The organism is Burkholderia sp. BCC1985 (assembly GCF_905339915.1).
GTDB lineage: Bacteria > Pseudomonadota > Gammaproteobacteria > Burkholderiales > Burkholderiaceae > Burkholderia.
Window position 1 is genome coordinate 72,473 of sequence record NZ_CAJPGY010000002.1, and the last position, 13,315, is coordinate 85,787.

Annotated in this window: 11 protein-coding genes; 5 read left to right on the forward strand and 6 right to left on the reverse strand. The window is 68.3% G+C overall.

Annotation, left to right across the window (positions count from 1 at the left end):
* Positions 1–30 precede the first annotated feature (30 nt).
* Complete coding sequence (locus tag U4Z31_RS02305) at positions 31–1,080, reverse strand: aminoglycoside phosphotransferase family protein (protein WP_044846818.1); 1,050 nt, start codon at positions 1,078–1,080, stop codon at positions 31–33.
* Positions 1,081–1,303: 223 nt separating this feature from the next.
* Between U4Z31_RS02305 and U4Z31_RS02310 the strand changes: the two genes are divergently transcribed.
* The 4 genes from U4Z31_RS02310 to rsmA are packed head-to-tail and all read left to right on the forward strand — an operon-like array spanning position 1,304 to position 6,955.
* Complete coding sequence (locus tag U4Z31_RS02310) at positions 1,304–3,664, forward strand: LPS-assembly protein LptD (RefSeq protein WP_124570707.1); 2,361 nt, start codon at positions 1,304–1,306, stop codon at positions 3,662–3,664.
* 51 nt (positions 3,665–3,715) lie between these two features.
* Positions 3,716–5,074 (forward strand): peptidylprolyl isomerase, encoded by a 1,359-nt coding sequence (locus U4Z31_RS02315; RefSeq protein ID WP_124488618.1) that lies wholly within the window; start codon positions 3,716–3,718, stop codon positions 5,072–5,074.
* An 11-nt stretch (positions 5,075–5,085) separates the two neighbouring features.
* The gene (pdxA, locus tag U4Z31_RS02320) at positions 5,086–6,075 is read left to right on the forward strand and encodes a 4-hydroxythreonine-4-phosphate dehydrogenase PdxA (protein WP_321809327.1); all 990 of its coding nucleotides are present in this window, start codon (positions 5,086–5,088) and stop codon (positions 6,073–6,075) included.
* A gap of 49 nt (positions 6,076–6,124) precedes the next feature.
* Positions 6,125–6,955, forward strand: coding sequence for a 16S rRNA (adenine(1518)-N(6)/adenine(1519)-N(6))-dimethyltransferase RsmA (rsmA, locus tag U4Z31_RS02325; RefSeq protein ID WP_044846814.1), 831 nt, complete (start codon positions 6,125–6,127; stop codon positions 6,953–6,955).
* Positions 6,956–7,069: 114 nt separating this feature from the next.
* Here the strand turns inward: rsmA and U4Z31_RS02330 are convergent, their stop codons facing one another.
* Positions 7,070–8,005, reverse strand: coding sequence for a DMT family transporter (locus U4Z31_RS02330; protein ID WP_321809328.1), 936 nt, complete (start codon positions 8,003–8,005; stop codon positions 7,070–7,072).
* 384 nt (positions 8,006–8,389) lie between these two features.
* Here U4Z31_RS02330 and gloA point away from each other — a divergent pair, with 384 nt between their 5' ends.
* Entirely contained in the window at positions 8,390–8,779 is a 390-nt protein-coding gene (gene gloA, locus U4Z31_RS02335) for a lactoylglutathione lyase (protein ID WP_321809329.1), read from the forward strand.
* A gap of 100 nt (positions 8,780–8,879) precedes the next feature.
* Here gloA and U4Z31_RS02340 read toward each other — a convergent pair whose 3' ends face one another.
* From U4Z31_RS02340 to glyS, 4 genes are read right to left on the reverse strand one after another with little or no spacing between them, the layout of a single operon-like run.
* Positions 8,880–9,779: a SprT family zinc-dependent metalloprotease gene (locus tag U4Z31_RS02340; protein ID WP_321809330.1), complete on the reverse strand. Its 900-nt coding sequence runs from the start codon at positions 9,777–9,779 to the stop codon at positions 8,880–8,882.
* Positions 9,780–9,825: 46 nt separating this feature from the next.
* Positions 9,826–10,590, reverse strand: a complete 765-nt coding sequence (locus U4Z31_RS02345; RefSeq protein WP_044846811.1) for a lysophospholipid acyltransferase family protein — start codon at positions 10,588–10,590, stop codon at positions 9,826–9,828.
* Positions 10,591–10,633: 43 nt separating this feature from the next.
* Complete coding sequence (gene gmhB / locus U4Z31_RS02350; protein ID WP_124488623.1) at positions 10,634–11,197, reverse strand: D-glycero-beta-D-manno-heptose 1,7-bisphosphate 7-phosphatase; 564 nt, start codon at positions 11,195–11,197, stop codon at positions 10,634–10,636.
* Positions 11,198–11,207: 10 nt separating this feature from the next.
* Positions 11,208–13,307 carry a glycine--tRNA ligase subunit beta gene (gene glyS / locus U4Z31_RS02355; RefSeq protein WP_321809331.1) on the reverse strand — a complete coding sequence of 700 codons (2,100 nt, stop codon included), beginning with the start codon at positions 13,305–13,307 and terminating at the stop codon, positions 11,208–11,210.
* Positions 13,308–13,315 lie beyond the last annotated feature (8 nt).

Consider the following 13,315-nt stretch of genomic DNA (forward strand, 5'->3'; position numbering starts at 1 on the left):
TTCGGCTGAGGGGAAGGACGGTGAGGGCGGTCAGAACGTATAGCCGACGTCGGCCGCGCCCTTGCCCTCGAGTTCGTCGAGCAGCTTCGCGAACGGCACGAGCGGGCGGTAGCGCAGCGCGACCTTGCGCGCGTAATTCAGGAAGCGCGGCAGGTCGTTCAGGTAGTGCGGCTTGCCGTCGCGGTAGTTGATGCGCGCGAACAGCCCCAGGATCTTGATGTGGCGCTGCAGCCCCATCCATTCGAGCTGGCGGTAGAACTCGCCGAAGTCCGGATCGACCGGCAGGCCGGCCTTCTTCGCCTTTTCCCAGTAGTACGCGAAGCAGTCGAGCTCGAACTCCTCGTCCCAGCTGATGAACGCGTCGCGCAACAGCGACACGACGTCGTACGTCAGCGGCCCGTACACGGCGTCCTGGAAGTCGAGCACGCCCGGGTTCGGCTCGCACACCATCAGGTTGCGCGGCATGAAATCGCGCAGCATGAAGCCCTGCGGCTGCGCATGGGCGCTCGCGACCAGCAGCGCGAAGGTACGGTCGAGCGTGCCGCGCATCGCATCGGTGACCGGCTTGCCGAGATGGCGGCCGACGAACCACTCGGGCAGCAGCTCCATCTCGCGGCGCAGGAACGCCTCGTCGAACGGCGGCAGCACGTCCGGCTTCGAGCTGAGCTGGAAGCGGATCAGCGCGTCGAGCGCGTCGCGCATCAGCGGCCGCGCGGCGACCGGGTCGGCCGGATCGAGCACCGAGATGTACGACGTGCGGCCGAGGTCGGTCACGAGCATGAAGCCGGCGTCGAAATCGTGGGCCAGCACGTCCGGCACATGGTCGCCGGCCGCGGCGAGCAGCTGCGCGACCTGGACGAATTCGCGGCACTTCTCGGGCGGCGGCGCGTCGACCGCGACCAGCGTGCCGCCGGGGCTCGTGGCCGACGCGACACGGAAATAGCGGCGGAAACTGGCGTCCGACGACGCGGGCGCGACGGTCGTCAGGTCGAGGGCGAAGCGCTCGGCGAGCGGGCGCAGCCACGCGGTCAGGGCTTCGAGGCGGGCGTCGGGCTGGGATGCGGCGGATGGGGGCGTCATGAAACTCGGCGGAGGGGGGAACGTCTTGCCATATAATACCCCACGACTTTTTTGACGCGCCCCGCGTCAGCTTCCGCCGTGCAGGCCCGCCGCCTGTCGCGCCGTCCGCCCGATCGCCTCCCCGGTTTGCGCTCAGCCGCAGTCGCGGTGCGACGGTGCGGCCCGCCGCGCGCGAATGTGCCGTGCAGCTGCGGTTGACAAGGGGCGATTCGCCAAACGATAGATGCCGCCCAAACCGCTATTCCCGAATGTCTTCCCCGGTGACGGGGCGCCGCGCAAACGGCGGCTCGCGCTCGCGCTCCTGGCCGTGCCCGGCCTCGTGCCGGCCGTGTCGCACGCGCAGCTGTCGGGCGCGGCCGCGCAGCCGCAGCCGCTCGACTCGCCGTGGGACTTGCGTCTCGCCCCGCAGCTCGAGGATCATCCGCTGAAGGACGGCGCGAAGCCGGCCACCTTCGTGATTGCCGACCATACGAGCGGCACGGCCGATCAGGACCTCGCCGCGAAGGGCTCGGCCGAGCTGCGCCGCGGCGACGCGGTCGTGAAGGCCGACGCGCTCCACTACGATCAGGATACCGACATGGCCGACGCGTACGGCCAGGTCAAGGTGGTCAACGGCGGCACGTCGTTCGCGGGCCCCGAGGCGCATCTGAAGGTCGAGGCGAACCAGGGCTTCATGACGGCGCCGAAGTACCACTTCAACGTGACGGGCGGCTCCGGCAGCGCGGAGCGCGTCGACCTGCTCGACAGCGAGCGCTCGGTGTTCGTCAACGGCACCTACACCGCGTGCCAGTGCTCGACGAACCCCGCGTGGTACATCAAGGGCAGCCGCTTCGACTTCGATACCGGCGCCGACGAAGGCACCGCGCGCAACGGCGTGCTGTTCTTCCAGGGCGTGCCGATCTTCGCGAGCCCGTGGATGACGTTCCCGCTGTCGGGCGAGCGGCGCAGCGGCCTCTTGCCGCCGACGTTCTCGATGAACTCGAACAACGGGTTCGAGCTGTCGCTGCCGTACTACTTCAACATCGCGCCGAACCGCGACCTGACGATCACGCCGCGCATCATCTCGCGGCGCGGCGTGCAGACCGAAGCGACGTTCCGCTACCTGTCGCCGTCGTATTCGGGCACGTTTACGGCCAATTACCTGCCGGACGACCGGCTCGCGCACCGCAACCGCTACGCGATCTACTGGCAGCACCAGCAGAACTTCGGCGGCGGTTTCGGCGGCTACGTCTACTACAACAAGGTCTCGGACAACACGTATCCCGAAGACCTTGGGTCGATGAACCAGTTCATCAACGGGACGCAGACGCTGTACCAGCAGGAAGCCGGCCTCACGTACAACAACGGCCCGTGGTCGGTGCTCGCGCGCTACCAGCACTGGCAGACGCTGCCACCGTCGATCGCGCCGTACAGCCGCGAGCCGCAGTTGAACGTGAAGTACACGAAGTACAACGTCGGCGGCTTCGACTTCGGCGCGGAAGCCGACTATTCGCGGTTCCGCATCACGACCGCCGACATGACCGAAGGCGACCGGATCGTCTTCAACCCGTATATCGCGTACGGTGTGTACGGCCCCGGCTACTTCGCCGTGCCGAAGGTCCAGTACCACTTCGCGTCGTACGACCTGAACCACCTGTCGTCGAGCACGCCGAACAGCCCGAAGCACTTCACCGAGTCGATCCCGACCGTGAGCTTCGACTCGGGCCTGATCTTCGACCGCTCGGTGCGCCTGTTCGGCCAGGACTTCATCCAGACCCTCGAGCCGCGCCTGTACTACGTGTACACGCCGTATCGCGACCAGTCGAACGCGCCGCTGTTCGACACCGCGGAATCGGACTTCGGCCTCGCGGAGATCTACCAGCCGAACACGTTCGTCGGCAACGACCGGATCGCCGATGCGAACCGGATCACGGCCGGCCTGACGTCGCGTTTCATCGATCCGCGCACCGGCGACGAGCGCGCGCGCTTCGTGGTCGCGCAGCAGTACTATTTCGCCGACCAGCGCGTCACGCTGAACTCCGGCCAGAGCGCCGTGCTGGCGCGCCACTCCGACCTGATCGTCGGCGCCGCGCTGAAACTCGGCTCAGGCTTCATGTCGGAGACGGCGTTCCAGTACAACCAGAACAACAACCAGCTCGTGAAGTCGAGCATCGGTTTCGGTTTCAGCCCGGGCGAGCGCCGCGTGATCAACGTCGGCTACCGCTATACGCGTGCGAACACGACGCTCGACAACCAGCCGATCAACCAGTTCCTGGTGTCCGCGCAGTGGCCGCTCACGCGCCGCCTGTATGCGATCGGCCGCTTCAACTACGACCTGGCCGCCGACCGGGTCGTCGACGGTCTGCTCGGCTTACAATACGACGCGGATTGCTGGGCGCTCGGAGTCGGGGTCCAGCGGTACGCGAACGGCGTGAACACGTCGGGGCAGCAGAATTCGTCGACGCGCTTCATGATGCAGCTGACGTTGAAGGGGCTGTCGAGCGTCGACAACGGTCTCGTGGCCGCGTTCCGCGCCGGGGTGCCGGGCTACACGCCGCTGCCGTCCGCGCCGCCGCCGATGTCCCGCTTCAGCAACTACGAGTAACGCCGGCTTGTCTGCACCGGTCAGCACGATTTCAATGGAGTATCAGTGGCAATGAAGAAAACCCTTCGTTTCGCGGCAGTCGTGTCCAGCCTCGCCGCCGCCGCCGCGCTGCTCGCCGCTGCGCCGGCCGCGGCGCAGGCGCTTGGTTCGCATGGCGCGCAGCTTGCCGACGAAGTCGTCGCGGTCGTCAACAACGACGTGATCACGGGTCGCGAACTCGACCAGCGCGTCGGCCTGATCTCGCGCCGGCTGCAGCAGCAGAACGCGCCCGTGCCGCCGGCCGACCAGTTGCGCGCGCAGGTGCTGAACCAGATGGTGCTCGAACGCATCCAGGTGCAGAAGGCCAAGGACGACGGGATCCGCATCGACGATGCCACCGTGCAGTCCACGCTGCAGCGCCTCGCGCAGGCGAACGGGATGACGCTCGAGCAGTACCGCGCGCGCATCGTCGCGCAAGGCGTGCCCTGGAGCGTGTTCACGAGCGACGCCCGCACCGAGCTGATGCTGTCGAAGCTGCGCGAGCGCGAGGTCGACGGCAAGATCACCGTGTCGGACGCCGAGGTCGCGAACTACATCGCGAGCCAGCGCGGGCCGAGCGCATCGCAGCAGCAGGACCTGCGCTTCCAGCACATCTTCATCAAGGCGCCGACCAACGCGCCGCAAGCCGACATCGAAGCCGCGCAGAAGAAGGCCGACGCGCTGCTGCAGCAGGCCACGTCGGGCGCCGATTTCGAGAAGCTCGCGAAGAACAACTCGGAAGCGAACGACGCGAAGAAGGGCGGCGACCTCGGCTTCAAGGCGCCGTCCGCGCTGCCGGCCGACGTCGTCGAAGCCGCGTCGAAGCTCCGCCCCGGCCAGGTCAACCCGACGCTGATCCGGGTGCCGGACGGCTTCGAGATCGTGCGTCTCGTCGACCGCCGCCAGAGCCAGGGCGCGACCGCCGCGGCACCGAAGATCGTCCAGACGCACGTGCGCCACATCCTGTTGCGCGTCGGCGAAGGCAAGTCGGAAGGCCAGGCACGCCAGCAACTGCAGGACATCCGCAAGCAGGTCGAGGCCGGCGGCGATTTCGAGAAGTTCGCGCGCACCTACTCGCAGGACGGTTCGGCGTCGCAGGGCGGCGATCTCGGCTGGATCAGCCCGGGCGAGACCGTGCCGGAATTCGAGCGCGCGATGAACAACCTGCAGGCCGGCCAGATCAGCCAGCCGATTCGTACCGAGTACGGCTACCACCTGATCCAGGTGGTCGAGCGCCGCGAGGCGGAAGGCTCGGTGCAGCAGCAGATGGATATCGCGCGCCAGGCGATCGGCCAGCGCAAGGCCGAGCAGGCGTACGCCGACTGGCTGCGTGAACTGCGCGATTCGTCGTACGTGCAGTACAAGATCGGCGGCGTCGGCCCGGCGAACTGAGCGAGCTTCGCATGACGGCATCCGCGCTGCAGATCGCGATCACGACCGGCGAACCCGCGGGTGTCGGCCCGGAGCTGACCGTGCAGGCATTGCAGGATGCCGCGCGGCGCTGGCCCGGCGCGCATTTCACCGTGCTCGGCGACGCCGCGCTGCTCGACGCACGCGCGGCGGCCGTCGGCGCCGACCGGGCGGTGCTCGCCGGCGGCGGGCCGGTGTCGGTCGAGCATCATCCGCTCGCCGTGCCCGCGCAGGCGGGCAAGCTCGACGCGGCCAACGGCCGCTACGTGCTCGGGCTGCTCGATGCCGCGATCGACGGCGCGGTGGCGGGCCGGTTCGACGCGATCGTCACCGCACCGCTGCAGAAGAGCACGATCAACGATGCCGGCGTGCCGTTTACCGGCCATACCGAATACCTTGCGGAACGCACGCACACGCAGCGCGTCGTGATGATGCTGGCAGGCACGGGCGAGCGGCCGCTGCGCGTCGCGCTCGCGACCACGCACCTGCCGCTGAAGGACGTGTCGGCCGCGCTGACGATCGACGGGCTCGTCGAGACGCTGGCGATCGTCGATCGCGACCTGCGGCGCGACTTCGGTCTCGCGGCGCCGCGCATCCTCGTGACGGGGCTGAACCCGCACGCGGGCGAGAACGGCTATCTCGGGCGCGAGGAGATCGACGTGATCTCGCCGGCGCTCGCACGCACGCAAGCGCAGGGCATCGACGCGCGCGGCCCGTATCCGGCCGACACGCTGTTCCAGCCGCGCCATCTCGAGGGCGCCGATTGCGTGCTCGCGATGTTCCACGATCAGGGCTTGCCCGTGCTGAAGTATGCGACCTTCGGCGAGGGCATCAACGTCACGCTCGGGCTGCCGATCATCCGCACGTCGGTCGATCACGGCACCGCGCTGGATCTGGCCGGCACGGGCCGCGCGGATCCGGGCAGCATGGTCGCCGCGCTCGACACGGCCGTCACGATGGCGCGCCATCGCCGCGCGTCCTGACACGCACGAGCCTGACCTCATTCGTCGTATTTTTCGTTTTTCTCAGTCGATGTCGAACAGCAGACAGCACCAAGGCCACTTCGCGCGCAAGCGCTTCGGGCAGAACTTCCTCGTCGATCACGGCGTGATCGACTCGATCGTCGCGACGATCGGCCCCGCGCGCGGCCAGCGGATGGTCGAGATCGGCCCCGGCCTCGGCGCGCTGACCGAGCCGCTGATCGCGCGTCTCGCGACGCCCGAGTCGCCGCTGCATGCGGTCGAGCTCGACCGCGACCTGATCGGGCGCCTGCAGCAGCGCTTCGGCGCGCTGCTGGAGCTGCATGCGGGCGACGCGCTCGCGTTCGACTTCCGCTCGCTCGCGGCACCCGGCGACAAGCCGTCGCTGCGGATCGTCGGCAACCTGCCGTACAACATTTCCAGCCCGCTGCTGTTTCACCTGATGACGTTCGCCGACGCGGTCATCGACCAGCATTTCATGCTGCAGAACGAAGTGGTCGAACGGATGGTCGCGGAGCCCGGCACGAAGGCGTTCTCGCGACTGTCGGTGATGCTGCAGTACCGCTATGTGATGGAGAAGATGCTCGACGTGCCGCCGGAATCGTTCCAGCCGCCGCCGAAGGTCGATTCGGCGATCGTCCGGATGATTCCGTACGAGCCGCACGAACTGCCGGACGTCGATCCCGTGCTGCTCGGCGAAGTCGTCACCGCCGCGTTCTCGCAGCGCCGCAAGATGCTGCGCAATACGCTCGGCGACTACCGCGAGACGATCGATTTCGACGGGCTCGGCTTCGATCTCGCGCGACGCGCGGAGGATGTCAGCGTGGCCGAATATGTCGGCGTCGCGCAGGCGCTTGCAGCGGTGCGCAAGGCCGCGGAGTAGCGGCATGCGGGCGTCGCACCTGGCGCCTGCTCGAGCGCGATCGACGAGGCTGCCCTGAGCGGGCAGCTTTTTTTCGCACGGCGTTCGTCGCTGCCGGACCGCGTCCGCATCGCGCTACGCGCGCCGGCGCGGCGGCGCGTTGACGAGCGCGATTCCCGTCAGCACCAGCGCGGCGGCGGACATGAAGCGCCAGCCGACCGATTCGCCGAGCAGCAGCACGCCGAACGCGACGCCGAACAGCGGCGACAGGAACGTGAACACCGACAGCCGCGACGCGCTGTAGCGCGTCAGCAGCCAGAACCACGACAGATAGCTGACGAACGCGACGATCACCGACTGGTACGCGAGGCTCGCGAGCGCGATCGGCGTGACCCGCGCGAACGACGTCTGGCCGAGCAGCGCGGCGAGCGCGACCAGCACGACGGCCGAGACCGCGAGCTGGTAGAACAGCGTCTTGCTCGCGCTGGCGCGCGCGAGCGACGTCGAGCGCACGACGACCGTCGTCGCGGCCCACATCGCGCCGCCGAGGATCCCGAGCGCGTCGCCGGCGAGCCCGGCCAGCACCGATGCGCCGGGCGCGCGCGGCGTCAGGAAGCCGTCCGCGAACGCGAGCGCGATGCCGGCGAACGCGAGGCCGACGCCGGCCCACTGGACGCGCTGCAGCCGTTCGCCCGGCGCGAACAGGTGCAGGCCGAGCGCCGTGAAGCACGGTGCCGTGTACAGGAAGATCGCCATGTGCGACGCGCTCGTCAGCGTGAGCCCGAAGAACACGCAGATGAACTCGCCGGCGAACAGCGCACCGGCCGCGATGCCCGCGCCGAGCGTGCCGTCCGCGCGGAACAGCGGCGTGCCGCGTGAGCGTGCCCAGCCCCACAGCAGGAGCGCGGCGATTACCGAGCGCAGCCCGGCCTGGAACATCGGCGGGATCGCCGCGTTGGTGCTCTTGATCGCGACCTGCTGGAAGCCCCAGATCGCGCACAGCAGCAGCATCACGCCGACGGCGCGCATGTCGAGCGCGCGTCGCACCGGCGTGCTGGCGAGCGCGGTCATCGGCGCACCTCGCCGATGCGGCGGGAAGCGGGCTGGGGCATGGGCAGAGACTTGGGCAAAGACATGGTCAGCGGCGGACGGACGGCGCGTCCGGCGCGCTCGAATCGGCGATTTCTCACGGCAGGCTGTGTGGCTGGAATGAGGCGGTGGTCGCGTTCTGGCTGCGGGCGGCATGCCCGTTTTTGGTGCGAAGTGGGAGGATGTTACCCGATCGATGGACTTGCCGGGGCCGTCGGGCGCGGTGATCTCCACCGCCGCACGGGCTTCGCGCTCGCCGTGCGGATGCTTGGGTATCGGCCGGTGACGCACGGGGCGCCGGCGGCGGGATTGACCCGACTCCGGTAGAATTTCCGCTTCTGGAAAGTCCCCACAGGAGTACAACACATGCGTTTGCTGCATACGATGCTGCGAGTCGGCGATCTCGACCGCTCGATCAAGTTCTACGCCGAATTGCTCGGCATGAAGCTGCTGCGTCGCGAGGATTATCCGGAAGGCAAGTTCACGCTCGCGTTCGTCGGCTACGAAGCGGAAAGCGCGGGCACCGTGCTCGAGCTGACCCACAACTGGGATACGCCGTCCTACGATCTCGGCAACGGCTTCGGCCATCTGGCGGTGGAAGTCGACGACGCGTACGCGGCCTGCGACAAGATCAAGGCGCAAGGCGGCAAGGTGACCCGCGAAGCCGGCCCGATGAAGCACGGCACGACCGTGATCGCGTTCGTCGAGGATCCGGACGGCTACAAGATCGAGTTCATTCAGAAGAAGGCGCACTGAGCGCCGGGCGCGCGGCGCACGATGTGCGTCGCGGGCAGGAAAAACGGGCGATGTGGAGGAATCCGCATCGCCCGTTTGTATTTTGGTGCGGCCGATCGCGTCAAAGCGCCGGCAGCAGTTCGGGCGGGTGATGCTTGAGCGTGTGCCGCGCTTCGCGGAATTCCGGGAAGATCGATTCGACGGTCTGCCAGAAGGCCGGACTGTGGTTCATCTCGCGCAGGTGCGACAGCTCGTGCGCGACGACGTAGTCGACGATCGACATCGGGAAGTGGATCAGCCGCCAGTTCAGCCGGATCTTGCCGTCGCTCGAGCAGCTGCCCCAGCGCGTCGCCGCCGACGACAGCGCATACATCGAATACGTGACGCCGAGCCGTTCCGCGTAGACCGCCAGGCGTTCGCCGAAGATCCGCTTCGCTTCGCCCTGCAGCCAGCCCTGCACGCGATCCTTGATCTGCTGCATGTCGGCCTGCGCGGGCAGCGGCAGCGACAGCCGTTGCGCATCGGCGTCGAATGCGACGGCGCCCGCGCCGAGCGCGACCGTGATCGTCTTGCCGAGATACGGGAGTTGCGCGCCGTCGCGCCAGTCGATCTGCGGCAGCGCGCGCTGCTCGGTGCGGGTCTTCCACTCCGCGAGCTTCGCGAAGATCCAGCGCTGCTTCTCGGCGATCGCCGCTTCGATGTCGGCGAGCGTGACCCAGCGCGGCGCGGTGATCGACAGCCCGCTGCCGTCGATCGTGAAGCCGATCGTGCGGCGCGCGGAGCGCTTCAACCGATATTCGAGCACGCGGCTGTCGAGTGCGAACGTGCGGACGCGGGAGCGATCGGGTGCGGGACCCGGATCGAGCGGCACCGCGGGAGCCACAGCCGCTTCAGGCGGCGACGGCAGCGCGGCGGGCGCCGACGGTGGCGGCGATGCTGCCGGCCCGTCGAAGAGCGGCAGGTCCATCTGGCGATGATCGAGTGCCACGATGGCAGGCCGTGGCCGCGGACGCTTTTTCATCAGTTCGCTTCGTTTCGTCGTACGCAACGGCTGCAATCCGGGTGATTCAGACGCGTGCGGCATCGCGCGTGCCGGCATTGCCCGGCTGGCGATACGCATCGGGATCGATGCGGCGCATTTCCGCTTCGATCCATGCTTCGACCTGCGAGTTCAATACGTCGGGTGTCTTGCCTTCGACCGGAATCGGCTTGCCGATCGACACGGTGACGACGCCCGGGAACTTCGTGAACGAATTGCGCGGCCACACCCGACCTGCATTGTGCGCGATCGGCACGACCGGCGCGCCGGTTTCGATCGCGAAGCGCGCGCCGCCCGTCTTGTACTTGCCCTGCTTGCCGACCGGCGTGCGCGTGCCTTCCGGGAACATGATCATCCACGCGCCTTCCGACAGGCGCTTCTTGCCCTGGCGGATCACCGACACGAAGGCATTCTTGCCTTCCTTGCGGTTGATGTTGACCATGTGCAGCAGCCCGAGCGCCCAGCCGAAGAACGGCACGTACAGCAGCTCGCGCTTGAACACGTAGCAGAGCGGCTTCGGCATCAGCGCCGGAAACGCGAGCGTCTCCCACGCGGACTGGTGCTTCGACAGCAGCACGGCCGGGCCGTCGGGCAGGTTCTCGTAGCCTTCGATCCGGTAGCGGATGCCGTTCAGCCAGCGCACGACCCACAGCGTCGACTTGCACCAGCCGGCCGCCATCCAGTAGCGCGCGTCGGGGCGCATGAACGGAAAGGCGATGAAGCACGCGGTGGCGTACGGCACCGTGTACAGGATGAAATAGATCAGCAGCAGCAGGGAGCGGACGAAGCGCATCGGCGTGGGTCTGACAGTAGGGAGGATGCGCGCGGCGGCCGCATCACTCGTGTTCGTGTGAAAGGAAGTCGAGTGCGAACGCGCGCAGGTCGTCATGGACCTGCGTGCCGTCCGGCAGGTTGCCCGCGGCGAGCGTCTTCTTGCCCTTGCCGGTCAGCACGAGGTGCGGCCGGAAGCCGACCGCGACGCCGGCCTGCAGGTCGCGCAGCGAATCGCCGACGGCCGGCGTGTGACCGGGATCGATCTCGAAGCGCTCGGCGATCATCTGCATCATGCCGGGTTTCGGCTTGCGGCAGTCGCAGTGGTCTTCCGACGTATGCGGGCAGAAGAACACCGCGTCGATGCGCGCGCCGACCGCGGCCGCCGCGCGATGCATCTTCAGATGCATCGCGTTGAGCGTGGCCATGTCGAACAGCCCGCGACCGATGCCGGACTGGTTGGTCGCGACGACCACGCGATAGCCGGCGTGGTTGAGTCGTGCGATCGCCTCGAGGCTGCCGGGCAGCGCGATCCACTCGTCGGGCGTCTTGATGAACGCGTCCGAATCGACGTTGATCACGCCGTCCCGGTCGAGGACGACGAGCTTGCGGTTGGGGCTGGTCGGCATCGTTCGGCCTTTACGCGGCGAGCTTCGAGATGTCGGCGACGCAGTTCATCTGCTGATGCAGCGCCGACAGCAGCGCGAGACGGTTCGCGCGCAGCGCGGGATCCTCGGCGTTGACCATCACGTCGTTGAAGAACGTGTCGACCGGCGCGCGCAGCGCGGCGAGCGCCGACAGCGCGCCCGTGTACGCACGCGCCTCGAGCTGCGACTGCACGTGCGGCGTCACGGCCGCGAGCTGCTCGTGCAGCGCCTTCTCGGCGGCCTCGACGAGCAGCGTCGGCTGCACCGTGCCGTTCGCGCCGCCTTCCGACTTCTTCAGGATGTTCGAGATCCGCTTGTTCGCGGCCGCGAGCGCTTCGGCTTCCGCGAGGCGCGTGAATTCGCGCACCGCGTCGAGGCGCGCGACGAGATCGTCGACGCGCGTCGGGTTCAGGCTCAGCACCGCGTCGACTTCGCCGGCCGAGTAGCCGCGCTCGCGCAACAGGCCGCGCAGGCGGTCGATGAAGAACGCGAAGATCGCGTCGGTCGATTCGGCGACGCCCGGCACGCCTTCGAAGCGCGCATGGGCCGTGCGCAGCAGCGACACGAGATCGAGCGGCAGCTGTTTCTCGAGCAGCAGGCGCAGCACGCCGAGCGCGTGACGGCGCAGCGCGAACGGATCCTTCTCGCCGGTCGGCGCGAGGCCGATGCCCCAGATGCCGACAATCGTCTCGAGCTTGTCGGCCAGCGCGACGGCGGTGGACACCGGCGTGGTCGGCAGCGCGTCGCCGGAGAAGCGCGGCTGGTAATGCTCGGCGCAGGCGAGCGCGACGTCGTCGGGCTCACCGTCGTGGCGCGCGTAGTACGTGCCCATCGTGCCCTGCAGTTCCGGGAACTCGCCGACCATGTCGGTCAGCAGGTCGGCCTTCGCGAGGCGCGCGGCGCGCTTCGCGTGCGCGGCGTCGGCACCGATCGCGGGCGCGATCTCGCCGGCGAGCGCCTCGAGGCGCTCGACGCGCGCGAGCGCCGAGCCGAGCTTGTTGTGATAGACGACGTTCGCGAGCAGCGGCACGCGGTCCGCGAGCGGCTTCTTCTTGTCCTGCTCGAAGAAGAACTTCGCGTCGGCGAGGCGCGGGCGCACGACGCGCTCGTTGCCTTCGATGATCTCGCCCGGCGTCTTCGTCTCGATGTTCGACACGATCAGGAAGCGCGAGCGCAGCTTGCCGGCGACGTCGGTCAGCGCGAAATATTTCTGGTTCGTCTGCATCGTGAGGATCAGGCATTCCTGCGGAACCTGCAGGAATTCGTCCTCGAAGCGGCACGGATAGACGACCGGCCATTCGACCAGCGACGTCACTTCGTCGAGCAGCGACTCGGGCATCACGACCGTGTCGCCGTTCGCGTGTTCGTTCAGCTGCGTGCGGATCGTTTCGCGGCGATCCGCGAAGTGCGCGATCACGCGGCCCTTGTCGCGCAGCGTGTCGGCATACGCGCGCGCATGCTGGATCGCGACGAGGCCGTCGGACAGGAAGCGGTGGCCGAGCGTGGTGTCGCCGGCATCGACGCCGAACGCGGTGACGGGCACGATGCGGTCGTCGTGCAGCACGGTCAGGCGGTGCACCGGACGCACGAACTTCACGTCGGAGCCGTCCGGGCGCTGGTAGGTCATGAACTTCGGGATCGGCAGCTTCGCGAGCGCTTCGTCGAGCGCGGCCTGCAGCCCGTCGGCGAGCGTCGCGCCGGCAGCCGAGTAGTTGACGAAGAACGCTTCGGCCTTGCCGTCCTGCGCGCGCTCGAGATCGGCGATCGACAGGTTCGGATGGCCGAGCGCCGCGAGCTTCTTCGCGAGCGGGGCGGTCGGCCGGCCTTCCGCGTCGAGCGCGACAGAAACGGGCAGGACCTTTTCGCGGACCTGCTTTTCAGGCGCGACGGCGCGCACGTTCTGCACGACGACCGCGAGGCGGCGCGGCGTGGCGTAGCGTTCGAATACGAGTTCGCCTTCGATCAGGTCGCGCGCCGCGAGGCGTTGCGCGAGGCCTTCGGCGAATGCGTCGCCGAGGCGCGCGAGGGCCTTCGGCGGCAGCTCTTCGGTCAGCAGTTCGACGAGCAGGGGGGCGGGATGATTGTGCGTCATGTGTGGAT